Annotated in this window: 19 protein-coding genes and 3 pseudogenes; 13 read left to right on the forward strand and 9 right to left on the reverse strand. The window is 71.2% G+C overall.

All coding sequences use genetic code 11. From position 1 onward, the window contains the following. Window positions 1–657, forward strand: a 657-nt coding sequence (locus tag IE249_RS21090) for a VWA domain-containing protein (protein WP_189706757.1), incomplete at its 5' end; no start/stop codon positions are given. A 95-nt stretch (window positions 658–752) separates the two neighbouring features. Next, window positions 753–2,369, forward strand: coding sequence for a methionine--tRNA ligase (gene metG, locus IE249_RS21095; RefSeq protein WP_189706759.1), 1,617 nt, complete (start codon window positions 753–755; stop codon window positions 2,367–2,369). Window positions 2,370–2,997: 628 nt separating this feature from the next. Here metG and aspS read toward each other — a convergent pair. Continuing rightward, complete coding sequence (gene aspS / locus IE249_RS21100) at window positions 2,998–4,761, reverse strand: aspartate--tRNA ligase (protein ID WP_189706761.1); 1,764 nt, start codon at window positions 4,759–4,761, stop codon at window positions 2,998–3,000. A gap of 239 nt (window positions 4,762–5,000) precedes the next feature. Here aspS and IE249_RS21105 point away from each other — a divergent pair, with 239 nt between their 5' ends. Continuing rightward, complete coding sequence (locus IE249_RS21105) at window positions 5,001–7,142, forward strand: SpoIIE family protein phosphatase (protein ID WP_189706763.1); 2,142 nt, start codon at window positions 5,001–5,003, stop codon at window positions 7,140–7,142. 32 nt (window positions 7,143–7,174) lie between these two features. Here IE249_RS21105 and IE249_RS21110 read toward each other — a convergent pair whose 3' ends face one another. The 3 genes and pseudogenes from IE249_RS21110 to IE249_RS21120 all read right to left on the reverse strand — a co-directional run bounded on the left by IE249_RS21110 (window position 7,175) and on the right by IE249_RS21120 (window position 9,937). After that, window positions 7,175–8,227, reverse strand: a complete 1,053-nt coding sequence (locus IE249_RS21110) for an AI-2E family transporter (RefSeq protein ID WP_189706765.1) — start codon at window positions 8,225–8,227, stop codon at window positions 7,175–7,177. Between the two features lie 414 nt (window positions 8,228–8,641). After that, window positions 8,642–9,349: pseudogene (locus IE249_RS21115) on the reverse strand (pirin family protein); the annotation flags it as partial. Window positions 9,350–9,463: 114 nt separating this feature from the next. Further along, complete coding sequence (locus IE249_RS21120) at window positions 9,464–9,937, reverse strand: SseB family protein (RefSeq protein WP_189706767.1); 474 nt, start codon at window positions 9,935–9,937, stop codon at window positions 9,464–9,466. Window positions 9,938–10,133: 196 nt separating this feature from the next. Here IE249_RS21120 and IE249_RS21125 point away from each other — a divergent pair, with 196 nt between their 5' ends. The 3 genes from IE249_RS21125 (at window position 10,134) to IE249_RS21135 (ending at window position 13,768) form a co-directional block, all read left to right on the forward strand. Then, the gene (locus IE249_RS21125) at window positions 10,134–11,960 is read left to right on the forward strand and encodes an acyl-CoA dehydrogenase (RefSeq protein ID WP_189706768.1); all 1,827 of its coding nucleotides are present in this window, start codon (window positions 10,134–10,136) and stop codon (window positions 11,958–11,960) included. A 96-nt stretch (window positions 11,961–12,056) separates the two neighbouring features. Beyond that, window positions 12,057–13,361, forward strand: a complete 1,305-nt coding sequence (locus IE249_RS21130) for a M18 family aminopeptidase (RefSeq protein WP_189706770.1) — start codon at window positions 12,057–12,059, stop codon at window positions 13,359–13,361. A 152-nt stretch (window positions 13,362–13,513) separates the two neighbouring features. Further along, window positions 13,514–13,768 carry a DUF6458 family protein gene (locus IE249_RS21135; protein WP_189706772.1) on the forward strand — a complete coding sequence of 85 codons (255 nt, stop codon included), beginning with the start codon at window positions 13,514–13,516 and terminating at the stop codon, window positions 13,766–13,768. A gap of 15 nt (window positions 13,769–13,783) precedes the next feature. Here the strand turns inward: IE249_RS21135 and IE249_RS21140 are convergent, their stop codons facing one another. Beyond that, window positions 13,784–15,613 carry an NHL domain-containing thioredoxin family protein gene (locus tag IE249_RS21140; RefSeq protein WP_189706774.1) on the reverse strand — a complete coding sequence of 610 codons (1,830 nt, stop codon included), beginning with the start codon at window positions 15,611–15,613 and terminating at the stop codon, window positions 13,784–13,786. Between the two features lie 108 nt (window positions 15,614–15,721). Between IE249_RS21140 and IE249_RS21145 the strand changes: the two genes are divergently transcribed. Next, window positions 15,722–16,231 carry an LURP-one-related/scramblase family protein gene (locus tag IE249_RS21145; RefSeq protein WP_189706776.1) on the forward strand — a complete coding sequence of 170 codons (510 nt, stop codon included), beginning with the start codon at window positions 15,722–15,724 and terminating at the stop codon, window positions 16,229–16,231. Window positions 16,232–16,276: 45 nt separating this feature from the next. Here the strand turns inward: IE249_RS21145 and IE249_RS21150 are convergent, their stop codons facing one another. Next, on the reverse strand, window positions 16,277–17,071 hold the full coding sequence (locus IE249_RS21150) for a carbon-nitrogen family hydrolase (RefSeq protein WP_189706778.1): 795 nt from the start codon (window positions 17,069–17,071) through the stop codon (window positions 16,277–16,279). 221 nt (window positions 17,072–17,292) lie between these two features. Between IE249_RS21150 and IE249_RS21155 the strand changes: the two genes are divergently transcribed. Further along, window positions 17,293–18,117, forward strand: coding sequence for a maleylpyruvate isomerase family mycothiol-dependent enzyme (locus IE249_RS21155; protein WP_189706781.1), 825 nt, complete (start codon window positions 17,293–17,295; stop codon window positions 18,115–18,117). Window positions 18,118–18,368: 251 nt separating this feature from the next. On the opposite strand, the pseudogene IE249_RS21160 reads toward IE249_RS21155, so the two are convergent. After that, a pseudogene (locus tag IE249_RS21160) lies at window positions 18,369–18,980 on the reverse strand (nicotinate-nucleotide--dimethylbenzimidazole phosphoribosyltransferase); the annotation flags it as partial. Between IE249_RS21160 and IE249_RS38025 the strand changes: the two are divergent. Then, window positions 18,933–19,097: a hypothetical protein gene (locus tag IE249_RS38025; RefSeq protein WP_229858922.1), complete on the forward strand. Its 165-nt coding sequence runs from the start codon at window positions 18,933–18,935 to the stop codon at window positions 19,095–19,097. The pseudogene IE249_RS21160 and the gene IE249_RS38025 overlap by 48 nt on opposite strands. 28 nt (window positions 19,098–19,125) lie before the next feature. Here IE249_RS38025 and IE249_RS21165 read toward each other — a convergent pair whose 3' ends face one another. Together IE249_RS21165 and IE249_RS21170 are read right to left on the reverse strand one after the other, a co-directional pair. Then, on the reverse strand, window positions 19,126–20,442 hold the full coding sequence (locus IE249_RS21165) for an MFS transporter (RefSeq protein ID WP_189706782.1): 1,317 nt from the start codon (window positions 20,440–20,442) through the stop codon (window positions 19,126–19,128). Continuing rightward, window positions 20,439–21,101: a GntR family transcriptional regulator gene (locus IE249_RS21170; RefSeq protein WP_189706784.1), complete on the reverse strand. Its 663-nt coding sequence runs from the start codon at window positions 21,099–21,101 to the stop codon at window positions 20,439–20,441. The genes IE249_RS21165 and IE249_RS21170 overlap by 4 nt, the downstream gene beginning before the upstream one ends. 208 nt (window positions 21,102–21,309) lie before the next feature. Here IE249_RS21170 and IE249_RS21175 point away from each other — a divergent pair, with 208 nt between their 5' ends. The 4 genes and pseudogenes from IE249_RS21175 to IE249_RS21190 form a co-directional block, all read left to right on the forward strand. Next, window positions 21,310–22,215 (forward strand): D-alanyl-D-alanine carboxypeptidase family protein, encoded by a 906-nt coding sequence (locus IE249_RS21175; RefSeq protein ID WP_189706786.1) that lies wholly within the window; start codon window positions 21,310–21,312, stop codon window positions 22,213–22,215. A 155-nt stretch (window positions 22,216–22,370) separates the two neighbouring features. Continuing rightward, the gene (locus tag IE249_RS21180) at window positions 22,371–22,784 is read left to right on the forward strand and encodes a WXG100 family type VII secretion target (protein ID WP_189706788.1); all 414 of its coding nucleotides are present in this window, start codon (window positions 22,371–22,373) and stop codon (window positions 22,782–22,784) included. A 36-nt stretch (window positions 22,785–22,820) separates the two neighbouring features. After that, window positions 22,821–23,135, forward strand: a complete 315-nt coding sequence (locus IE249_RS21185) for a WXG100 family type VII secretion target (protein ID WP_189706789.1) — start codon at window positions 22,821–22,823, stop codon at window positions 23,133–23,135. Continuing rightward, window positions 23,135–24,062, forward strand: a pseudogene (locus IE249_RS21190) (hypothetical protein); the annotation flags it as partial. The gene IE249_RS21185 and the pseudogene IE249_RS21190, both read left to right, overlap by 1 nt.

Below are 24,062 nucleotides of genomic sequence, written 5' to 3' on the forward strand. Positions count from 1 at the left end.
GCCCTCACCCTGGCGAGGGTCAAGGCCGGCGCCCCCGGCCTGACCGCCGCCTACAAGGCAGCCACCACCGCCCTCAAGAAGAACGACCTCACCGGCACCCGCGCCAAGGTCCACCTGGTCCTCGACCGCTCCGCCTCCATGCGTCCGTACTACAAGGACGGCTCCGCCCAGGCCCTGGCCGAACAGACCCTCGCCCTCGCCGCCCACCTCGACCCCGAGGCGACGGTCCAGGTCACGTTCTTCTCCACGGACGTGGACGGCACCGCCGAACTCACCCTCACCGAGCACGAGAACAAGATCGACGAGGTCCACGCCACCCTGGGCCGCATGGGCCGTACGAGCTACCACGCGGCGGTCGACGCGGTCCTCGCGCACCACGAGAAGACGAGCCCCGGCGACCCCGTACTGGTGATCTTCCAGACGGACGGCGCCCCCGACGCCAAGACCCCCGCCACCCAGGCCCTCACCGACGCGGCGAAGAACCACCCCACCGTGTTCTTCTCCTTCGTCGCCTTCGGCGAGCACGACAACAAGGCCTTCGACTACCTGCGGAAACTGAAGACCGGCAACGCCTCCTTCTTCCACGCCGGCCCCGCCCCGCGCGAGCTCACGGACAAGGAGCTCTACGAGGGCGTACTGGCCGACTGGCGCCCGTAGGCACCCGCAGGACCCCGCGCCGGGGGGCGGACGGCCCCGTCCGCCCCCCGAAACGCATGTGAGTCGATCTTCACGGGCCCAGTAGGATTTCGACCATGGCGGCCACTGGATCCGAGAAGCAGGGTGAGAAGGCGTTCTACGTCACCACCCCCATTTACTACGTCAACGACGCTCCTCACCTGGGCCACGCCTACACGACCGTCGCAGGCGACGTGCTCACCCGCTGGCACCGCCAGCGCGGCGAGAAGGTGTGGTTCCTCACCGGCACGGACGAGCACGGTCAGAAGATCATGCGCACCGCGGAGGCGAACGGCGTCAGCCCGCAGCAGTGGGCCGACAAGCTCGTCACCGAGTCCTGGGAGCCCCTCTGGGAGCACCTGGAGATCGCGAACGACGACTTCATCCGCACCACGCAGAAGCGGCACACCGACCGCGTCCAGGAATTCGTCCAGGACCTGTACGACAAGGGCGAGATCTACAAGGGCGGCTACGAGGGCCCGTACTGCGTGGGCTGCGAGGAGTACAAGCTCCCGGGCGAACTGCTCGACGGCGAGGGCGAGTACGCGGGACAGAAGCTCTGCGCGGTGCACAAGAAGCCGGTGGAGATCCTCAAGGAGGAGAACTACTTCTTCAAGCTGAGCGAGTACGGCGAGAAGCTGCTCGCCCACTACGAGGCGAACCCCGGCTTCATCCAGCCCGAGTCCGCGCGCAACGAGGTCGTGAACTTCGTCCGGCAGGGCCTTCAGGACCTGTCGATCTCCCGCTCGACGTTCGACTGGGGCATCCCGATCCCGTGGGACGACAAGCACGTGATCTACGTGTGGGTCGACGCGCTGCTGAACTACGCCACGGCGGCCGGCTACAACGAGAACCCGGAGAAGTTCGAGTCGACGTTCCCCGCCGACGTCCATCTGGTCGGCAAGGACATCCTGCGCTTCCACGCGATCATCTGGCCGGCCATGCTGATGGCGCAGGGCCTGCCGCTGCCGGGGAAGGTCGCGGCGAACGGCTGGCTGCTGGTCGGCGGCGAGAAGATGAGCAAGTCCAACCTGACCGGCATCAAGCCGCAGGACCTCACCTCGCACTTCGGCGTGGACGCCTACCGCTGGTACTTCCTGCGGGCGATCGCCTTCGGCCAGGACGGCTCCTTCTCCTGGGAGGACTTCAGCGCCCGCTACACCAGCGAGCTGGCCAACGACTACGGCAACCTCGCCTCGCGCGTGGCGGCGATGGTCGGCAAGTACTTCGGCGGCGAGCTGCCGGAGGCGACGGCGGCCGGCGACGCGGAGAAGGCGGTCCAGGACGGCCTGGCGAAGGCGGTCGCGGAGGCCGACCGCCGCATCGGCGAGGAGCTGGACTTCCAGGGCGGCATCCTGGCCGTCTTCGACTTCGTCAAGCAGGTCAACGGCTACATCACGGAGCAGGAGCCGTGGAAGGTGGCCAAGGACGACTCCGCGGAGGGCAGGGCCCGCCTGGCCACGATCCTCTACACGGCGGCGGAGTCCCTCCGCGCGGTCGCCGTCCTGCTGAACCCGATCATGCCGGACACCTCCCGGAAGCTGTGGGACTCCCTGGGCGCCGAGGCGTCCCTGGGCGCGCTGGCGGACCAGAAGGTCCAGGAAGCCGGCGAGTGGGGCAAGCTCCCCTCCGGCACCACGGTCACCAAGGGCGCGGTCCTCTTCCCCCGCCTCGAGGAGAAGCCCACCGCGTAACCCCTGATCCCCACGACCACGCGCCCCGCCCCCGGCCCCACCCGGAGCGGGGCGCGAACGTTTCTCCTGCCCTCGAAAGAGTGAACGCCCCGGGGCGCTGGGCATCGCCTTCCCCGAGAAGGCAGCCGTCTACGCGATCGGCACCGACGTGACGGAAGCCAGACCGCCGGCACGCCACCTCCTCATGATCACTGACGCGAGAACCGCTGCGGAGAAGCCGGCGATGGCCGCGTTCTCCGCCCTGGCTCACGCCAACAGCCCCCATGTCGACGCCGTACTGGACGCACTCGGCCGTGCCCTCGTGGGGATGGACTGGGACGCCGCCAACCAGAGGCCAGGGGGGGAGGCCAAGGCCATTCTCCGCTTCCTCGAAGTGCCAGGCGTCTACGTCCCCGACGAGGCCCGGGACCGCATCGCCGACTGCACCGACCTCGGCCTCCTCAACCGCTGGCTGGACCGCACGCCTCACGTGGAGACCGTCGACGACCTCTTCGCCGAGGATTGGGGAATCACCGCGAACCGGGCCGATGCCCGGTCCAAGGAGCGGCCGTATTCGAAGCGCTGCTCACATTGCGCGAAGGCGCCCGGGGCCTCTTGGTCCCGGGCGCCTTCGCGGTTCGGGCGACGCTTACTTCGGCTGGGGCTTGCGCACCGTCAGGTGCAACTCGCGCAGGCGGGACTCGTCCAGCTCCGTGGGGGCGCCCATCATCAGGTCCTGGGCGTTGCCGTTGAGCGGGAAGGCGATCGTCTCGCGGATGTTGGGCTCGTCCGCGAGGAGCATGACGATGCGGTCCACGCCCGGGGCGATGCCGCCGTGCGGCGGGGCGCCGAAGCGGAACGCGCGCAGCATGCCGGCGAACTCGCGCTCCACCGTCTCGTTGTCGTAGCCAGCGATCTCGAAGGCCTTGAGCATGATGTCCGGCTCGTGGTTCCGGATGGCGCCGGAGGACAGCTCCACGCCGTTGCAGACGATGTCGTACTGCCAGGCCAGGACGGACAGCGGGTCCTGGTTCTCCAGGGCCTCCAGGCCGCCCTGCGGCATCGAGAAGGGGTTGTGGGAGAAGTCGATCTTCCCCGTCTCCTCGTCCTTCTCGTACATCGGGAAGTCGACGATCCAGCAGAAGCGGAAGACGTCCTCCTCGAAGTGGCCGGCCCGGCGCGCGGCCTCCACCCGCACCGCGCCCATGATCTTGGAGACCTCGTCGAACTCGCCCGCGCCGAAGAACACCGCGTGGCCGGCGGCCAGGGAGAGCCGCTTGGTCAGCTCCGCGACGTTCTCCTCGGTGAGGAACTTCGCGATCGGGCCGGTCAGCGAGCCGTCCTCGGTGACCCGGACCCACGCCAGGCCCTGGGCGCCCAGCGACACCGCGTACTCACCCAGCTGGTCGAAGAACTTGCGCGGCTGGTCCTGGACCGCCGGCACCGGCAGCGCGCGCACGTGCTTGCCGGCGAACGCCTTGAACGCCGAGCCCTCGAAGACGTCGGTGATGTCGACGAGCTCCAGCTTGGCGCGCAGGTCCGGCTTGTCGGAGCCGTACTTCAGCATCGCCTCGCGGAACGGGATGCGCGGGAAGGGAGACGTGACGTGGCGGCCGCCGCCGAACTCCTCGAACAGCTCCGTCATCAGCTGCTCGATCGGCCGGAAGACGTCCTCCTGCTCCACGAAGCTCATCTCGACGTCGAGCTGGTAGAACTCGCCCGGCGAGCGGTCCGCGCGGGCGTCCTCGTCGCGGAAGCAGGGCGCGATCTGGAAGTAGCGGTCGAAGCCGGAGATCATCAGCAGCTGCTTGAACTGCTGCGGGGCCTGGGGGAGCGCGTAGAACTTGCCCGCGTGCACCCGGGAGGGGACGACGTAGTCGCGGGCGCCCTCGGGAGACGTCGCCGTGAGGATCGGAGTCGCCATCTCGTTGAAGCCGAGCGTGGCCATCTTGTGGCGGATCGCGGAGATCACCGCCGTACGCAGCATGATGTTGCGGTGCATGCGCTCGCGGCGCAGGTCGAGGAAGCGGTACTCCAGGCGCCGCTCCTCGTTGACCCCGTCCTCGGCGTTGATCGTGAAGGGCAGCGGGGCGGCGGCGCCGAGCACCTCGACCTCGCCGACCTCGATCTCGACCTCGCCGGTGGGCAGCTCGGGGTTCACGTTCTCCGTTCCACGTGAAACAACCTTGCCGTCGACGCGGACGACCGTCTCCTTGGACAGCTTGTCCAGCGCCTCGTAGGCGGGCGTGCCGGGACGGGCGACGAGCTGCGTGATGCCGTAGTGGTCGCGCAGATCGATGAAGAGGATGCCGCCCAGGTCGCGCCGATTGTGCAGCCAGCCACTCAGCCGGACGTCGGTGCCGACGTCAGAGGCGCGGAGCTCGCCGCAGGTGTGGGACCTGTACCGATGCATCGTCGTTCATCCAGTCTTCGCGGATCGTGGAATCGCCGGGGCGGCTCCCCGGCTCGACCGGGCGGGCAGGGCCCGGACCCACCAAGCGTACCGGCCGGGCCAAGATCGCCTCCCCACCATTGACGGGCGGGGCCGCCCGGCCGGCGCCCGGGCCCCGCCGCCTCCTGCCGTCCCGGCGCGATCACGTCCCCGTACGCCATCGGTGGCAGTGTCCGATCGCATCTTCTTACAGTGGGGCAATGCGCACTGGTGACCCCCTGCCCGCCGTCGGGGACGTCCTCGCCTCCCTCGCGACCGGCATGTGGCACTGGGACACCTCCACCGGACTGGTCGCGGTCGACGCCGAGGCGGCCCGGCTGCTCGGGCTGCCCGCCGCGCCGACCACCCTGACCGAGGCCCAGGTGCGCGCCCGTCTGCACCCGGTCGACTGGAACGAGATCACCGGCGTGGTGCAGCTCGCCGCCGCCGAGGGCACCCTCGCCGAGGTGCGCGTCCGGATCATGGACGAGCGGGGCCGGATCATCCGTGTCGTGCGCAGCCGCTCCCGCCCCTCCTACGACCGGACCAAGAAGGCGTACAAGCTGATCGGCACCCTCCAGGAGGTCACCGAGCCGACCCCGGGCTCCCCGGCGGGGCGCAGCGCGGTCACCGGCGACTGGCGGCGCTCGCGCGAGGCGTTCCTGCTCGACGCCGGGCGCGCGCTGGCCGAGGCCCGCTCCACGGCGGAGGTGCTGCGGGTGGCCGCGGGCCTGTCGATGCCGGGGTTCTCGCCGGACGGGCTGGCCGTCTTCGGGGTCGAGGGCGACCGGCTGACGATCATCGGCCACCACGGGCAGCGGCCCGGCGACGAGGGCCCCTTCGTGCACATGGCGCTGGAGACGGACTACCCGGCCGCCGAGGTGGTGCGCACCGGGCGTGCCGTGTACCTGTCCTCGCCGCAGCAGTACCAGGCCCGCTACCCGCTCACCTGGCCGCTCGCCCAGCGCTTCAACCGCCGCTCCTGGGCGTTCCTGCCGCTGACCGTGCAGGGCCGCACGATGGGCGCCTGGATGGCCGCGTTCGCCTACCCGGTCGCCTTCACGCCCGACGAGCGCTCCGTGCTGACGACGGTGGCCCGGATGCTCGCCCAGGCCCTGTCCCGCGCCGGGACGGCGGAGACCGAGCGGGAGCTGAGCGAGGGCCTGCAGCGGTCGATGATGCCCACGCTGGGCCCGGAGGTCCCCGGCATGGACCTCGCCGCCCGGTACGTCCCCACCGGCGGCGGCCTCCAGGTCGGCGGCGACTGGTACGACATGATCCCGCTGCCCGGCGGCACCTCGCGCAGCCGGGACCGGGCGCGGTCGGGACGGTTCGCGCTGGTCATGGGGGACGTGCAGGGCCACGACGTGCGGGCGGCGGGCCTCATGGGCCAGCTGCGCATCGCGCTGCGCGCCTACGCCTCCGAGGGCCACCGCCCCGACGCGGTGCTCTCCCGCGTCTCCCGCTTCCTGCACGGGATCAGCGCCGAGAGCGAGGACATACGCTTCGCGACCTGTCTGTACGCCGAGGTCGACCCGCGCAGCGGCGTACTGGAGCTCGCCCGCGCGGGCCACCCGGACCCGGTCATCCGCATGGCGGACGGCACCGTGCTGCTGCGTCCGACGGCGGGCGGCCTGCCGCTCGGCATCGACCCGGACGCCGACTACCCGACCACCCGGTTCACCCTGGAGCCGGGCGAGACGATGATGATCTGCACGGACGGCCTGATCGAGACCGGCGGGCACGACCTGGACACCGGCTGGCAGCGCATCCGTACGATCCTGGAGCGGCACGAGGGGGACACCGAGTCGCTCGCCGACGCGCTGGTCCAGGCCGTGCACGGGCCGTCCTCGCACCACACCACGGGCCCGCTGGCCGACCGCCGCGAGGACGACATCGCCGTACTGCTGCTGAGCCGGCGGCGCGAGAGGCAGGGCGGCGAGGCGGTGGCGCCGCCGGAGACCCGGCGCACCCTGCTGACGGTCGCGCAGGCCGAGCCGGAGCGGGTCGCGGTGGCCCGGCAGCAGTTGCGGGAGCTGCTGCACGACTGGTCCTCGGAGGACCAGGTGGACTCGGCCGTGCTGCTGCTGTCGGAGATGCTGACCAACGTCCTGGTGCACACCGACACCGACGCGCTGCTGATCGCCGAGGTCGGCGGGGAGAAGGGCGAGCGGCGGATGCGGGTGGAGGTCACCGACGCCGGCGACGACCTCCCGCACAAGCGCCGCCCCGGCGAGCTGGCGTCCTCCGGACGCGGCCTCGTGCTGATCGAACTGCTGGCGGACGCCTGGGGCGTGGTGCCCCGGGGCCAGGGCAAGACCATCTGGTTCGAGCTCTACGAGTCCCCGGCGGACCTCGGCTGACCGTCCCGCAGGGCTGCCGTGGACGCCTCGCTTCAGCGCTGTTCCTCGTCGGCTGACCCGGTCCCGTAGTGCTCGTGGAGCTGGTGGGCGATGCCGGTCGCGGCGGCCGTGAGCGGGACGGCCAGGAGCATGCCCACGATCCCCGCCACCGAGGCGCCCGCGGTGATCGCCAGGAGGACCACCGCCGGGTGCATCTGCACGGTGCGGCTCTGGATCATGGGCTGCAGGACGTGGCCCTCCAGCAGCTGCACCGCGACCACCACGCCGAGCGCCCAGAGCGCGATCACGAACCCCCGGTCGGCGAGCGCGACCAGCACCGCCACGGCGCCGGAGATGAACGCGCCCAGGTAGGGGACGTAGGCGCCGACGAAGACCAGCGCGCCGAGTCCCACGGCGCCCGGCACGCGCAGTACGAGCAGGCCGACCGTGATGCACACGGCGTCGATGAGCGCGATGAGCGTCGTACCGCGCATGAAGCCCTCGACGGCCGCGAAGGCCCTGCGGGCCATGGCCTCGGCGGCGTCGGCGCTGCCGCCGGGGGCGAGGGAGCGCAGGGCGCCGACGGCCCGGTCGGAGTCGCGCAGGAAGAAGAAGACGAGCAGCAGGGCGAGCACCGCCATGGCGATGTACTCGCCGACCACGCTGACCCCGCTGATCACGTTGGAGACGGCCGTGCCGCCGAACTTCTCCAGGAGCTGTCTGCCGTTGGTGGCCAGGTCGTCCAGCGAGGTGCCGGCCGCGCCGAAGCGCGCCGCGACGGACTTCGCGGCGGTGCGCAGCGAGTTGACGATCTGGTCGCCGCTGTCGATCAGCGCGGTCACCACGATCCACACCGCCCCGCCGACGACCACGACGACCGCGACGCACGTGATCCCGGCGGCCAGCGACCGGTTGACCCCCGCCTTCGCCAGCCGCCGGAAGAACGGCCGCAGCAGCGCGGTCCCGAGCAGCGCCAGCAGCACCGGCGTCACCGTGGTCCGGAACACCACGCACAGCCGGACCACGATCCACACCACCCCGGACACCAGCAGCAGGGCGGCACACCAGGCGGCTAGCCGCCGAACGGCCTCAGGCAGCAGGGACACCCCACCAGCCCACCACGCCCCCGCCGCCCTGTCCTGCACGCCCGGCCGCCCGGGTGACACGGCGAGCGGTCCCCCGGCCCGCTCGGGCGGCGGCTCCCCGGCCGCCCGGGCTGCGGTTCGGTGAGCTCCTCGGCCGCTCAGGCGGGTCCGGGCGGCAGCTGGACTGTCATGATCAGGTGGCAGGGCGCGTCGCCCGCGCCGCGGTAGGTGTGCGGGGGGGGTGCCGTCGAAGACGGGGGCCCGGCCGGCCGCGACGCGCTCAGCCCGCCCGATCCGCAGGCCACCGTCTGAGGCACCGGCGGATTCGCCGCGCTCCGCGCGGAGCGGCCGCACACGCACGAGCCCGGTCCGGGTGGTCCCGGACCGGGCTCGTACTCGGTCGGCTCAGGGCGGCCCCACGCCGCCGCGGGCGCCCTACAGCCCGCCCTCCGTCATCCCGTGCACCGCCGGGACGGTGCCCAGGCGGCCCTTCTGGAAGTCCTCGAAGGCCTGCATCAGCTCGTCCTTGGTGTTCATCACGAAGGGGCCGTAGTGGGCCATGGGCTCGCGGATCGGCTGCCCGCCGAGGAGGACGACCTCCAGGTCAGGCGTGTGGGAGTCCTGCTTCTCGTCCGCGCGGACGGTCAGCGAGGAACCCGCGCCGAAGACGGCGGTCTGGCCCGTGCGGACCGGGCGGCGCTCGGCGCCCACCGTGCCGCGGCCGGCCAGTACGTAGGCCAGGCCGTTGAAGTCCTCGCGCCACGGCAGCGTGACCTCCGCGCCCGGCGCCACCGTCGCGTGGATCATCGTGATCGGGGTGTGGGTGATGCCGGGACCGGCGTGGCCGTCCAGCTCACCGGCGATGACACGCAGCAGGGCGCCGCCGTCGGGGGAGGTGAGGAGCTGGACGCTCCCGCCGCGGATGTCCTGGTAGCGCGGGGCCATCATCTTGTCCTTGGCCGGGAGGTTCACCCACAGCTGGAGCCCGTGGAAGAGGCCGCCGGACATGACCAGGGACTCCGGCGGCGCCTCGATGTGCAGCAGGCCCGCGCCCGCCGTCATCCACTGGGTGTCGCCGTTGGTGATGGTGCCGCCACCGCCGTTGGAGTCCTGGTGGTCGAAGACGCCGTCGATGATGTACGTGGTACCTCCTTGTGCGGCAACTTTAGTTGAGCGTTGAACTTTCTGCCACCCGCAACAGAGAAAGCCCGGAGGACATTCCCTCCGGGCTCGTCACGGGTGAAACGCGTCCAGCGCCTAGCCGTACATCCGGCGCATGGCAAATTCGACCATCTGTTCGACCGATTTCGCGTCGAAGACGATCCGGTGCTCACCCTCCATGTCGAGCACGAAACCGTAGCCGGTCGGCAGGAGGTCGATCACCTCGGCGCCGGTGATCACGAAGTACTTCGACTCCTTGCCGGCGTACCGGCGCAACTCCTTGAGCGAGGTGAACATCGGGATCACCGGCTGCTGGGTGTTGTGCAGCGCGAGGAAACCCGGGGTGTCGCCGCGCGGGCAGTACACCTTGGAGGTCGCGAAGGTCTGCTGGAAGTCCTCGGCGGTGATCTGCCCCGTGGTGAAGGCCCGCACCGCGTCCGCGAGCGAGGGCGGCGACGGCTCGGGGTAGAGCGGCGGCTGCTGGCCGTACCCGCCGACGCCGCCGGGCATCTGCTGCTGCGGGGGGACGTATCCCTGCTGTGCGCCCGCGCTCTGGTCGTAGCCGTACATGACCGCAAGACTAGTCAACGGCCCGGCCCATGACAGAGCCTCGTCCAAGAAGCCCCCCGAGTAGAGCCTCGTCACAGATCGCCGATCGGGGTTGCTTCTTATTACCGACGGGTAGCATCATCTGAGCTACTAGTTGGTACGTGAACCAGATGCGAGGAGACAGTGCCTCGCCGAGTCCTCAACGGGAGCCGTGGCCATGGGGCACTACAAGCCGAACCTCCGCGACATCGAGTTCAACCTCTTCGAAGTGCTCGGCCGCGACAAGCTGTACGGCACCGGCCCGTTCGAGGAGATGGACACCGACACCGCCAAGTCCATCCTCGAGGAGCTGACGCGCCTCGCGGAGAACGAGCTGGCGGAGTCCTTCGTGGACGCCGACCGCAACCCGCCCGTCTTCGACCCCGAGACCAACACCGCGCCGGTCCCGGCGAGCTTCAAGAAGAGCTACAAGGCCTTCATGGACTCCGAGTACTGGCGCCTCGGCCTGCCCGAGGAGATCGGCGGCACCACCGCCCCGCCGTCCCTGATCTGGGCGTACGCGGAGCTGATCCTCGGCTCCAACCCGGCGGTCTGGATGTACTCCTCCGGCCCGGCGTTCGCCCGCATCCTCTTCGAGGAGGGCACCGAGGAGCAGAAGAAGTGGGCGCGGATCGCGGTCGAGAAGACCTGGGGCTCCACCATGGTGCTCACCGAGCCCGACGCGGGCTCCGACGTGGGCGCCGGCCGCACCAAGGCGGTCCAGCAGGAGGACGGCTCCTGGCACATCGAGGGCGTGAAGCGCTTCATCACCTCCGGTGAGCACGACATGGAGGAGAACATCCTCCACTACGTCCTCGCCCGCCCCGAGGGCGCCGGCCCCGGCACCAAGGGCCTGTCCCTCTTCCTGGTGCCCAAGTACCTCTTCGACTTCGAGACCGGCGAGCTGGGCGAGCGCAACGGCGTCTACGCCACCAACGTCGAGCACAAGATGGGCCTGAAGGCCTCCAACACCTGCGAGATGACCTTCGGCGACCGCCACCCCGCCAAGGGCTGGCTGATCGGCGACAAGCACGACGGCATCCGCCAGATGTTCCGCATCATCGAGTTCGCCCGCATGATGGTCGGCACGAAGGCGATCTCCACCCTCTCCACGGGCTACCTCAACGCCCTGGAGTACGCCAAGGAGCGCGTCCAGGGCCCCGACCTGGCGAACTTCATGGACAAGACCGCGCCCAAGGTCACCATCACCCACCACCCCGACGTGCGCCGCTCGCTGATGCTGCAGAAGGCGTACGCCGAGGGCATGCGCGCCCTCGTCCTCCACACCGCCTCCGTGCAGGACACCATCGCGCTGAAGGAAGCGAACGGCGAGGACGCCAAGGCCGAGCACGCGCTCAACGACCTGCTCCTGCCGATCGTCAAGGGCTACGGCTCGGAGAAGGGCTACGAGCAGCTCGCCCAGTCGCTGCAGACCTTCGGCGGCTCCGGCTTCCTGCAGGAGTACCCGATCGAGCAGTACATCCGCGACGCCAAGATCGACACCCTCTACGAGGGCACCACGGCGATCCAGGGTCAGGACTTCTTCTTCCGCAAGATCGTCCGCAACCAGGGCGCTGCCCTGAACTCGCTCGCCGAGGACATCAAGAAGTTCCTCGCCCTCGGCACCGGCGGCGAGGAACTGGCCGGCGCCCGCGAGCACCTGGCCAAGGCCGCCGTCGAGCTGGAGGCCATCGTCGGCCTGATGCTCACCGACCTCGCGGCCACCGAGCAGGACGTCAAGAACATCTACAAGGTCGGCCTGAACAGCACCCGTCTGCTGCTCGCCTCCGGTGACGTGGTCGTCGGCTACCTGCTGCTGCGGGGCGCCGCCGTCGCCGCCGAGAAGCTCGAGACCGCCTCCGCCAAGGACAAGGCGTTCTACACCGGCAAGATCGCGGCGGCGAAGTTCTTCGCGGCCAACGTCCTGCCCGGCGTCACCCTGGCCCGCAAGGTCTCGGAGAACGTCGACCTGGACCTGATGGAGCTCGACGAGGCCGCCTTCTAGTCCCCGGGCCGCACTCCCCGCGTACGCCGTCGTCACGAGGGTCCGCTCCCGCATCGGGAGCGGACCCTCGCCGCGTCCCGTCGTTAAGGTGAACCCATGAGTACAAGCCAGCGCTTCGACCGCGGCCACACCGACGACCTCATGTCCTTCCTGGCCGCCAGCCCCTCGCCGTACCACGCCGTGGCCAACGCGGCCGAGCGACTGGAGAAGGCCGGTTTCCGCCAGGTCGCCGAGACGGACGCCTGGGACGGCACGACCGGCGGGAAGTACGTGCTGCGCGGCGGCGCGATCGTGGCCTGGTACGTCCCCGAGGGCGCCGCACCGCACACGCCCTTCCGCATCGTCGGCGCGCACACCGACTCCCCCAACCTGCGCGTCAAGCCGCTGCCCGACACCGGCGCGCACGGCTGGCGCCAGGTCGCCGTGGAGATCTACGGCGGCCCGCTGCTGAACTCCTGGCTCGACCGCGACCTGGGCCTGGCCGGCCGGCTGACGCTGCGCGACGGCTCGGCCCGGCTGGTCAACGTCGACCGGCCCCTGCTGCGGGTGCCGCAACTGGCCATCCACCTGGACCGCGCGGTCTCCACCGACGGCCTCAAGCTCGACAAGCAGCGGCACCTCCAGCCGGTGTGGGGCCTCAGCGACGACGTACGCGACGGCGACCTGATCGCCTTCCTGGAGCAGGAGGCGGGCCTGCCGGCGGGCGAGGTGGCCGGCTGGGACCTGATGACGCACTCCGTGGAGCCGCCCGCCTACCTGGGCCGCGACCGCGAACTGATGGCGGGCCCGCGCATGGACAACCTGCTGTCCGTGCACGCCGGCACGGCGGCGCTCGCGGCGGTGGCGGGCGCGGACGGCGCGGCCGGCCTGCCGTACATCCCGGTCCTCGCGGCCTTCGACCACGAGGAGAACGGCTCCCAGTCGGACACCGGCGCCGACGGACCGCTGCTCGGCGGCGTGCTGGAGCGCTCGGTGTTCGCGCGCGGGGGCTCCTACGAGGACCGGGCGCGCGCCTTCGCCGGCACCGTCTGCGTGTCGTCGGACACGGGCCACGCGGTGCACCCCAACTACGCCGAGCGCCACGACCCGACCCACCACCCGCGCGCGGGCGGCGGCCCCATCCTCAAGGTCAACGTCAACAACCGCTACGCCACGGACGGTTCGGGCCGCGCGGTGTGGGCGGCGGCCTGCGAGAAGGCCGGGGTGCCCTTCCAGTCCTTCGTCTCCAACAACTCCATGCCGTGCGGCACCACGATCGGCCCGATCACCGCCGCGCGGCACGGCATCCGCACCGTCGACATCGGCGTGGCGATCCTCTCCATGCACAGCGCCCGCGAACTGTGCGCGGCCGACGACCCGTTCCTGCTGGCGAACGCCCTGGTGGCGTTCCTCCAGGGCTGACCACCGCGCGCCGCACCCGCCGAGAGGAGTCGTCAGGAGTGGCCTCCCCGGCCCCGCATGCGAATCCCGCACGCGGGTACCCGGAGTTGACCGGAAGGGACCGGAACAGGCCGGAACCACCGGACCTGACACCGGACTAGGAGGCGACACTCATGGGCCTCGGCGGGTGCATCATCCTCATCGCCGTGGGAGCCATCCTCACGTTCGCGACCGACTGGCACATGCAGGGGGTCAACCTCGACCTGGTCGGCATCATCCTCATGATCGTCGGACTGATCGGCGTCACCACCTTCAGCAGCATCGCCCGGCGCCGCCGCGTGATGGTGCCGCCCACGACCACCACGGTCGTCGAGGAGGACCGTCACCACCACACGCGCGACGGCTACACCGACGGGTACGGCATGTGAGCACACGCCGTCCGGTCAGGCGTCCAGTCCGGCGAGGACCAGCGGCAGCCGGTCCGCGCCGGACTCGGCCAGCCGGACCGGAACTCCCCAGTCCTGCTGGTGCACATGGCAGGCGGGGTACTCGTTCGCCGGATCGTCGTCGCACGAGGCCGCCATCGCGGAGACGTGGAGGACGCCCTCCGGGACGGCGGGGTCGAGCTCCAGGGCGCGGGACAGGTCGGTACCCGCGCCCTCACCGCTCAGCAGCAGCTCCGGCGGGGTCGAGGAGACCAGCAGGCGGGTCGACGGCCCGTAGCGCGTGTCCAGTTTCTGGCCGGCCGGGGCCTCGAAGATCACGTCCAGCTTCAGCGAACCCGGGGCGACCTCCGTGGCCGCCCGCTGGGTGCGGTGGGCCACGGCCTCCACCCGCACCGCCTCCTCCGGCAGCCGCAGCCGGGTCAGCCGGTGCCGCGCCGACTCGACGACCACGATGTCCTCGCCCGCGAGCACGGCGTCGCTCGGCTCGCGCAGATCGGTGGCGAGCGTGGTGATCCGGCCGGTCGCCGGGTCGTAGCGGCGCAGAGCGTGGTTGTAGGTGTCGCTGACGGCGACCGAGCCGTCCGGCAGCGCGGTCACGCCGAGCGGATGCTGGAGCAGCGCCTGACCGGCGTCTCCGTCACGGTGCCCGAAGTCGAACAGCCCGGTGCCGACGGCGGTGTGGACCCGGCCCTCCAGATCCACCCAGCGCAGCGCGGACGTCTCCGAGTCGGCGAGCCACAGCCGCTCCGGCGTGGCCGCGAGCCCGGACGGCTGCGCGAACCAGGCCTCACCGCCGGGCCCGTCGACCAGCCCCTCGTTGGTGGTGCCGGCGGTCACGGACACGCCGCCGTCCGCCGGGTCGTACGCCCACAGCTGGTGCACGCCCGCCATGGCGATCCACACCCGGCCGTCCCACCACGCCACGTCCCACGGCGACGACAGCTTCACCTCACGCCCCGGACCGGACGTGGCCTCGCCCTGCATCCACTGGTGGCCGGTCCCGGCGAGCGTCGTCGTCCGTCCGCTCTCAGGGTCGAACAGCCGCAGGGCGTGATTGACCGTGTCCGCGACGACCACGGTCCCGTCCGGCAGCAGCGCGAGCCCCTGCGGCTCCTGGAACCGCGCGCGGTCCGCCGGACCGTCGGTCAGCCCCCGGTCACCCTGACCGATCCGCCGCACGACGGTCTCCCCGTCCGCGGCCAGCTCGACCAGCTGGTGCCGGGTGGTGTCACTGACCAGGAAGTTCCCCGACGGCAGCAGCAGCGCCTTGCCGGGAAAACGCAGAGTGGTCGGCTCCGGCTCCGGCGGCACGTACGGCCCCTCGCCGCGCCGCAGGGTGCCCTTGGCCGCGTGTTCGGCCTCCAGCTCCTCCACCAGGCGCTCGATGGCGTGCGCGTGTCCCTCACCGGCGTGCTGCGCGACGACGTACCCCTCCGGGTCGATCACCACGAGCGTCGGCCAGGCCCGCACCGCGTACTGCTTCCAGGTGGCGAGGTCGGGATCGTCCAGCACGGGGTGCTCCACCCCGTACCGCTCCACGGCGTCGACCACCGCCTGGTGCTCCGCCTCGTGCACGAACTTGGGCGAGTGCACCCCGATGATCACCACGGTGTCCCGGTGCTTCTCCTCGAGCTCCCTGAGCTCGTCCAGGACGTGCAGACAGTTGATGCAGCAGAAGGTCCAGAAATCGAGGATGACGATGCGTCCGCGCAGGTCGGCCAGGGCGTACTGCCGGCCGCCCGTGTTCAGCCAGCCGCCGGTGCCGGTCAGCTCGGGGGCGCGGACGCGGGCGCGTCGGGTGGTCGGGGGCGGGGACGATTCGCTCATGGAGCAAGGGTGCCACCCGCCGCCGGCGACCGCCGAGGCGGCCGCCCGGCTCAGTCCGTCGGCCTACCGCCGGCGTCGGCGGAGTGCGGCCGGGGAAGCGGTGAGGGCATGAGATTTCTCGTGCGGGACCGGATCCTCGGCATCGGGGACGACTACTGGATCGAGGACGAGCGGGGCAACAAGGTCTTCCTCGTCGACGGCAAGGCGATGCGGCTGCGGGACACCTTCGAGCTGAAGGACGTCCAGGGGCGGGTCCTGATCGACATCCACCAGAAGATGCTCGCGCTGCGGGACACCATGGTGATCGAGCGGGGCGGGGAGGCCCTGGCCAAGATCCGCCGCAAGCGGCTGTCGCTGCTGCGCAACCACTACCGGGTGACCCTGGTCGACGGCACCGAGCTCGACGTCAGCGGCAAGATCCTCGACCGGGAGTTCGCCGTCGAGTACGACGGCGAGCTGCTCGCGGTGATCTCGCGGCGCTGGCTGAGCGTCGTGGAGACCTACGGCGTCGACGTCGTACGGGACGACGCCGACCCGGCGCTGCTGATCGCGGTGGCGGTCTGCGTGATCCACCTGGCGGAGAAGGAGCGGGAGGAGAGGGAGGAGAGGGAGGAGTGAGCCGGGCGCGACTGCCGCTCCGGTCGCCCCGGTCCCTGCCCCGGCCTAGCGGCGCGGTGGGTCCAGGCCGAGGACGCGGTCCTTCAGGGCCGGGAACTGCTCGCGCGTGGCCCCGGTCCTCGCCGGGTCGAAGTCGACCGTGAGGACCTCCTCGTCGGCACCCGCCTCCGCCAGCACCTCGCCCCACGGATCGACCACGATCGAGTGACCCGCCTGGGGAACCCCGGCGTGCGTCCCGGCCGTTCCACACGCGAGCACGAACGCCTGGTCCTCCACCGCCCGTGCCCGGGCCAGCAGCGTCCAGTGCTCGCGCCGGCGTTCGGGCCAGCCAGCGCAGAGCACCAGGGTCTGGGCCCCGGCGTCGACCAGAGCGCGGAAGAGTTCGGGGAAACGGAGGTCGTAACAGGTGGCGAGGCCGAGGGTGGTGTCCGGCAGACGGACCGTCACCAGCTCCCGCCCCGCCCCCATCAGCACGGCCTCGCCCTTGTCGAAGCCGAAGCGGTGGATCTTGCGGTAGGCGGCGGCCAGTTCGCCGGACGGGGTGAAGAGGAGGGAGGTGTTGTAGAGCGGGCCCTCGGGATCGCGTTCGGGAATGGAGCCGGCGTGCAGCCACACGCCCGCGTCGCTCGCCGCCTTGGCCATCGCCTCGTAGGTGGGGCCCTCCAGGGGCTCGGCCTCGGCCGCGAACCGGTCGAAGGCGAACGCCCCGGTCGTCCACAGTTCCGGCAGCACGACCAGGTCGGCCCCGGCCTGCTCGCGTACCAGCGCGGCCGCTCGCCGCCGCCGGGATTCGACCGGTTCGCCCTCGTCCACGGCGATCTGGATCAGCGAGGCGCGCACACTACCACCGTCCTGGCATTCGAGTCGTCCACACGGGCCTACGATCGTCACACGAAAGCACTGCCGGGGTGCTTCACAGCAGCGTAACTTGGGGGTCCCCCCTGCTCGAAGCGGAGCGAGAGCTCGGGGGAGTGCCAAGAACGCCCGCCGACCGCCGCCACCTCCCACTGGCAATGCCGCCACAACCTGCCCGTGTACCGACCGCCGAGGGGTCCCGTTCCGTGAGTCTGCATCCCACCCTCCAGCCCTACGCCGACGCCTGGACCCACTCCGTCGAAGCGATATCCGAGCTGGTACAGCCCCTCGTGGAGGGCGAGTGGAACCGGCGGACGCCCTGCCCCGGCTGGTCGGTCCGCGACCTCGTGTCGCATGTCATCGGCATGGACTGCGAGATGCTCGGCGACCCACGCCCCATCCACTCGCTGCCGCGCGACCTGTTCCACGTCACCAACGAGCACCAGCGCTACATGGAGATGCAGGTCGACGTCCGCCGCCACCACACGGCGCCGGAGATGACCTCCGAGCTGGAGTACACGATCATCCGCCGCAACCGCCAGCTGCGGAACGAGAGCCGTGACCCGGGCACCAAGGTGCGGGGTCCCCTCGGCGCGGAGATCACCCTCGAAGAGGCCATGCGCTACCGGGCGTTCGACATCTGGGTGCACGAGCAGGACCTGCGCGCCGCCCTCGGCCGCCCCGGCAATCTGGACTCGCCGGGCGCCCACATCGCCCGCGACCATCTGCTCGCCGCGCTTCCGGGCGTGGTGGCGGAGAAGGCGCAGGCACCGCGCAGTTCGGCGATCGTCTTCGACGTGCACGGCCCGGTGGAGTTCCTGCGCACGATCCGCGTGGACATCCAGGGCCGCGGCACGCTCGAGACGGCACCCGCGCTCGGCCCCGCCGCGACCCTCACCCTCGACTGGGAGACCTACGTCCGCCTGGCCTGCGGCCGAGTGACCCCGGAGGCGGCAGCGGACCGCGTGAAGACGGAGGGCGACCAGTCGCTGGCGACAGCCATCCTGGACAACTTCACGGTGACCCACTGAGGCACAACCAGCCACCGGCCCGGCACGCGACACCCGCCGGGCCGGACGTGCCACCCCGTCGGCCCGACCCCGGGGACGCGCAGACCGCCCCGGCCCACCCCGGGAGCGACGGCGGGCCCGAAGGCACACAACGGCAAGAAGCCGCCACGCGCGGCAAGACGAACCCCGCCCGGCGGTAACCCCGACGCGACGACATGCCGGGAGGTGCCGCGGCCGGCGGGGCGTGGGACGCGGTTCAGGGGTCGGAGGGGCTTGTGGGAGACTCCCGCGGCGTCGAAGGTGGCCATGTCGCGGAGGGTGCGGGCCGCCGACTGGAGCAGGGGCAGGGCCAGCAGCGCGCCCGTGCCCTCGCCCAGGCGGAGTCCCAGGTCGACCAGGGGTTCCAGGCCGAGGTGCCGGAGGGCGACGGTGTGTCCGGGTTCGACCGAGCGGTGGCCGGCCACGCAGGCGACCACGGCGTCCGGTGACAGGGCGGCCGCGACCAGGGCGGCCGACGAGGCGATCACGCCGTCGAGGATCACCGGGATCCGGCGGGCGGCGGCGCCCAGGACGAAGCCGGCGAGCGCGGCGTGCTCCAGGCCGCCGACCGCCGCCAGGGCCCCCACGGGGTCCTGAGGTTGCGGCCGGTGCAGCTCCAGCGCCCTGCGCACCACGTCCGCCTTGTGCCGCCGGGTCTCCTCGTCGACGCCCGCTCCGTGACCGGTGACGTCGTCCGGTCGCGCACCGGTGAACACGGCGACCAGCGCGGCGGACGCCGTCGTGTTGGCGATTCCCATGTCGCCGGTCAGCAGGCAGCGGCAGCCCTCGTCGGCGAGTTGCCCGGCCACGCCGATGCCGGTCTCGATCGCGCGGGTGGCTTCCTCGTCACCCTCGGCCAGGACCTCGGCTTCCTGCGTCGGCTGGCCCCCGAGGGGCAGGAGTACGGCGCGGAATCGGTGGTGCGGTGGATGTCCGCGGGGCTCGGCGCAGCGCTCGTGTGAGCGACGCGGGGAGGCACGTGCCCGGCCGTCACGCCGGCACGTGCACCGTCTCCACCCGGCTGGCCACCAGCCGTTCCCGTTCGCGCCTGGCCGCCCTCTTCCGCAGCCGCAGGATCTGGCTGACCCCGAGCGCCTGGAGCACGAACACCGCGGAGAAGGCGACCACGTAGTCGTCCCCGGTGGCGTCCAGCAGCACGCCGATGGCGAACAGCGTCGTCATCGAGGCGATGAAACCGCCCATGTTGGTGATGCCGGAGGCCGTCCCCTGCCGCTCGGGCGGGTTGGCCGGGCGGGCGAAGTCGAAGCCGATCATCGAGGCCGGCCCGCACGCCCCCAGCACCACGCACAGCACCACCAGCAGCCATACCGGCGCCCGCCCGCCGGGACACGCCAGCGTCGTCGCCCACATGCCGGCGGTGGCCGCGACCGTGCCGAGCGCGAGCGGCAACCGCGCCGCGTGGTGGCGGGCGACGACCTGGCCGTAGACGAGTCCGACGGCCATGTTGGACAGCACGACGAGGGTGAGCAGTTCACCGGCCGCGGCCCGCGAGAGCCCCTGGGCCTGGACCAGGAAGGGCAGCCCCCACAGCAGCAGGAAGACCATCGCCGGGAACTGGGTGGTGAAGTGCACCCACATGCCCAGCCGCGTCCCCGGTTCACGCCAGGACGCGGCGATCTGCCGGCGCACGTAGGCGGCGCCCTGGTGAGCGGGCGGAGCCGGCTCGAAGCCGTCCGGGTGGTCCTTCAGGAAGAGCAGCAGCAGCGCCAGTACGACCACCCCGGCCACCGCGCTGCCCGCGAAGGCCGCGGTCCAGCCCAGCCCGTGCAGCAGCCGCGCGAGCACCAGCGTGGAGACGAGGTTGCCCGCCATGCCCACCAGTCCGGCGAGCTGCGCGACGAGCGGCCCGCGCCGGGCGGGGAACCACCGGGTGCCCAGCCGCAGCACGCTGATGAACGTCATGGCGTCCCCGCAGCCGAGCAGCGCCCGCGAGGCGAGGGCGGTGCCGTACGAGGGCGAGAAGGCGAAGCCGAGCTGCCCGGCCGTGAAGAGCACGGTGCCGATCCCCAGCACCTTCTTGGTGCCGAGCCGGTCGACCAGCAGGCCCACGGGTATCTGCATGCCGGCGTAGACGAGGAGCTGGAGGATCGAGAAGGTGGACAGCGCCGAGGCGCCCACGTGGAAGCGGGCGGCCGCGTCGAGACCGGCGACGCCGAGGGACGTGCGGAAGATGACCGCGACGAAGTAGACCGCGACGCCGATGCCCCACACGGCGACCGCGCGGCGGCCGCCGGGCGGATCGGCCGGGAGGTCGACGGGGGTGGCGGAACCCGTGGCCGAGCTCACCGCACCTCACCCCGGGCCAGGTGGGAGAACCAGCTGACGTGCCGGTGCACGATGCCTACGGCGGCCTCGGCGTCCCCGGCGCGCAGCGCCCGGAGGATCTCCTCGTGCTCGGCGAGCGTCTTGGCGATGCGGTCCGGGTGGGAGTGCATGACCGCCACGCCCATGCGGAGCTGGCGGTCGCGCAGCTGGTCGTAGAGGCGCGAGAGGATCTCGTTGCCGCCGCTGCGGACGATCTCGGCGTGGAAGCATCGGTCGGTGACGGCGGCCGCGGCGAAGTCGCCGGCGGCGGCCTGCGCCTTCTGCTTGGCCAGCAGCTCCTCCAGCCGCTCGATGAGCCCGGCCGGCGCCGGTACGGCCCTCCTGGCGGCGTGCTCCTCGACCAGCTGGCGGGTCTCGACGACGTCCGCGATCTCCTGCGCGGAGACCGGCAGGACCAGGGCGCCCTTCTTCGGGTAGAGCTTGAGGAGCCCCTCGACCTCCAGCCGCAGCAGCGCCTCGCGCACGGGGGTGCGGGAGACACCCACGGCCTCGGCCAGTTCGCCCTCGGTCAGCAGGGTGCCGCCCTCGTAGCGGCGCTCCAGGACGGCTTGCTTGACGTGGGCGTATACGCGGTCGGCGGCGGGCGGCTGCTTCACGGACTGTTTGACGGCCAGGCTCATGCCCACAGCATAGATACAACACGTACGCATGGCCGGTCGCGTCCACCATCCGGACCGTCCACCGCCCGCCGTCGAATCCACCCCCGCAACCGCACAACCATCTGTGCTAGTTACGAGTCAGACATGTGCGGCCCCACTTTGTGGGCACCCATCCGTCCCTCAACTCGGCCGCACCGTAGGGGCATTCGACGTAATCGGGGTACCTCACTTGAAAACCGGCATTCAGGCCACCCGCCGCCTCCGCAGAGCCACCGCGATCGCCGTGACCACGGGGGCCGTGCTGGCCACCGGCGCGCTCACCGCCGTTCCGGCGCAGGCCGTGACCGCGCCGTCGATCGTGGCCAAGGGCGGCTACGCGATGAACAACGCCACGGGCACGACGCTTTACACCAAGGCGGCGGACACCAGGCTGTCCACCGGCTCGACGACCAAGATCATGACCGCCAAGGTCGTGCTGTCGCAGTCGAACCTGAACCTCGACGCCAAGGTCACCATCCAGAAGGCGTACAGCGACTACGTCGTGAAGAACAACGCCTCCCAGGCCCACCTGATCGTCGGCGACAAGGTGACCGTCCGTCAGCTCCTGTACGGGCTGATGCTGCCCTCGGGCTGCGACGCCGCTTACGCGCTGGCCGACAAGTACGGCTCGGGCTCCACCATGAGCGCGCGCGTGAAGTCCTTCATCGGCAAGATGAACAGCGCGGCCAAGAGCCTGAACCTGAAGAACACGCACTTCGACTCGTTCGACGGCATCGGCAACGGCAACAACTACTCCACGCCGCGCGACCTGACGAAGATCGCGAGCAGTGCGATGAAGAGCTCCACGTTCCGCTCGATCGTGAAGACCAAGTCGTACACGGCCAAGACCATCACCAAGACGGGCAGCACCCGCACGATGGCGACCTGGACCAACACCAACACGCTGCTCAGCAGCTACAAGGGCGCCATCGGCGTGAAGACCGGCTCGGGCCCGGAGGCCAAGTACTGCCTGGTCTTCGCCGCCACCCGCAACAACAAGACGGTCATCGGCACGGTCCTGGCCTCCTCCTCGATCAACCAGCGCGCCACGGACGCCACGAGGATCCTGAACTACGGTTTCGCCAAGCTCGGCTGACCGACGATCACCCTTCGAGGGGCCCACCGCGCCGGCTCATGTCCGCGGTTGGGCCCCTTCGCCGTACGGAACGACGGATCAGAGCGTGCGGCACGTAGAATCCGTTGCGGGCGCAAGGTAGTTGAAGTGCCGTAGTGGCGGGGACGGGGGCAGACGTGGGTTCGCGGGGAAGTGGTGGCGGGACCGGACCCGATCTGCGGGTTTCCGGCAAGGGTCTGACGAAGCTCGCCGACGACCTGGACGACATGCAGGACCACCTGGACAAGCAGGTGAAGCGCATGGACGGGCTGGTGGACCGTATCGAGGCGGGCTGGCGGGGACCGGCGGCGACCGCGTACCGCGAGTTCCACCGCGCGGCGGCCGAGGACGCCGTCCGCATCCGCGAAGTGATGAAACTGCTGGAGCAGGCCGTACGGATGAGCCGGGACGGTTTCTCCCGGCACGACCTGGACGTGCTGCAGCAGATGCGGTCCGTCCACGTGGACGTCGGCAGCGAGGCCGACCGGCTGTCCACTCCCGGTCCGGCCGCCGCACCGCAACCGCCGCGCAGCAGCCTCGACTCCTACTGAGGACGACGACAACACGCCATCGACACAAGGGGGAACATGTCGACCGGGCCCGCCGCCGACGACCACATAGCCGTCTCCTTCGCCACCCTCCACGAGCTGGCCACCGAGCTGGAGGACATCCTCAAGAAGCTCAACGGCAAGCTGGACGACCTCTACGACCGCGTCGAGCCGGTCGTCCTGTCCTGGAAGGGCGAGGCCCGCGAGGTCTTCGTACAGAAGCTCGACGAGTGGGACCACTCCGCCCAGGACCTCCAGGCGGCCCAGAAGTGGCTCCACGAGTACGTCACCACGGGACACGCCAACTACGCGGCGGCGCACAAGGCGGTCCTGCGCGGGTGGGGGGCCGCCTGATGGCCACGCCTCCCCCGCCGCAGCCGGCCCCGTCCGCGACTCCCCCGGCCGGAGCGGGCTCAGGAGACGGCGGTCGTCCGTCGCCCCGGCCCGAGCCCGATCCCAGTCCCGGCCCTTCGCCGGACCCCGACTACCAGCCACCGCCCCCACCCCCCACCGGACGGGACGGCCTGCCCTCGGACGCGCGCCGCCGCTGGGAACGCGACCAGCTGAAGCAGCCTCCCCCCGACAGCGGTGGCGGCTTCGACGTGAAGCCGGGCCACGTCTACTACACCTCCGCGGTGATCCGGGACGAGCAGTTCGACTTCCACAAGAGGGCGACGCAGCTCGTGCACGACGTCGACCACCGCCAGGCCGCCGGCAAGGGCAGCGGCGCCGACGACTTCGCCGCCGCCTACGACGACGTGGCCAAGGAGTTCCTGGAGACCTGGTCCAGATGCGTGGCCAGCATCGGCGGCGTGTCGGTCGGGCTGACCGTCACCGCGAACCACTACCAGGCCGCCGACTGGTCCTCCCGGGGGATCCAGGGACCGCCCCCTCGCCGGGATCCCCCCATCGGCGTCGGCAAGGCGTCCTACGGCCCGGTCGCGTCGATCAAGTGGACCGGCACCGGGGACGACTCCGACGTGCCCTTCGTGGGGGCCATCGGCGAGGTCCCCGACTTCCTGGCCGACCTGATCAAGCCCGCCATCGAGGAGGGTCTCCGGCTCGGCAAGACCCACGAGATCACCCCGGGAGCGCAGACCGGGGACATGCGCAGCATCGGGGACGCCTGGGCGGCCGCCGGGGAGTCGGCCAAGAAGTCGGCCGACGCCTTCACCGGGAGCATCGAGTACCTGACGGACGGCGGCAACAGCGACTGGCAGAGCGCGATGAACGCCTTCTGCCAGTCGATCTGGGGCAGCACCGCATGGGGCGGCCGGCGCG

The sequence above is a fragment of the Streptomyces anandii JCM 4720 genome (genome assembly GCF_014650655.1).
Taxonomy (GTDB): Bacteria; Actinomycetota; Actinomycetes; order Streptomycetales; family Streptomycetaceae; genus Streptomyces; species Streptomyces anandii.

What these genes read in the sequence shown, in the direction of transcription:
- IE249_RS21105 (WP_189706763.1), top strand. Translation starts at nt 5,001, where the DNA reads ATGCGCACTGGTGACCCCCTGCCCGCCGTCGGGGACGTCCTCGCCTCC.
- IE249_RS21125 (WP_189706768.1), top strand. Translation starts at nt 10,134, where the DNA reads ATGGGGCACTACAAGCCGAACCTCCGCGACATCGAGTTCAACCTCTTC.
- IE249_RS21130 (WP_189706770.1), top strand. Translation starts at nt 12,057, where the DNA reads ATGAGTACAAGCCAGCGCTTCGACCGCGGCCACACCGACGACCTCATG.
- metG (WP_189706759.1), top strand. Translation starts at nt 753, where the DNA reads ATGGCGGCCACTGGATCCGAGAAGCAGGGTGAGAAGGCGTTCTACGTC.
- IE249_RS21145 (WP_189706776.1), top strand. Translation starts at nt 15,722, where the DNA reads ATGAGATTTCTCGTGCGGGACCGGATCCTCGGCATCGGGGACGACTAC.
- IE249_RS21120 (WP_189706767.1), bottom strand. Translation starts at nt 9,937, where the DNA reads ATGTACGGCTACGACCAGAGCGCGGGCGCACAGCAGGGATACGTCCCC.
- IE249_RS21185 (WP_189706789.1), top strand. Translation starts at nt 22,821, where the DNA reads ATGTCGACCGGGCCCGCCGCCGACGACCACATAGCCGTCTCCTTCGCC.
- aspS (WP_189706761.1), bottom strand. Translation starts at nt 4,761, where the DNA reads ATGCATCGGTACAGGTCCCACACCTGCGGCGAGCTCCGCGCCTCTGAC.
- IE249_RS21135 (WP_189706772.1), top strand. Translation starts at nt 13,514, where the DNA reads ATGGGCCTCGGCGGGTGCATCATCCTCATCGCCGTGGGAGCCATCCTC.
- IE249_RS21170 (WP_189706784.1), bottom strand. Translation starts at nt 21,101, where the DNA reads ATGAGCCTGGCCGTCAAACAGTCCGTGAAGCAGCCGCCCGCCGCCGAC.
- IE249_RS21140 (WP_189706774.1), bottom strand. Translation starts at nt 15,613, where the DNA reads ATGAGCGAATCGTCCCCGCCCCCGACCACCCGACGCGCCCGCGTCCGC.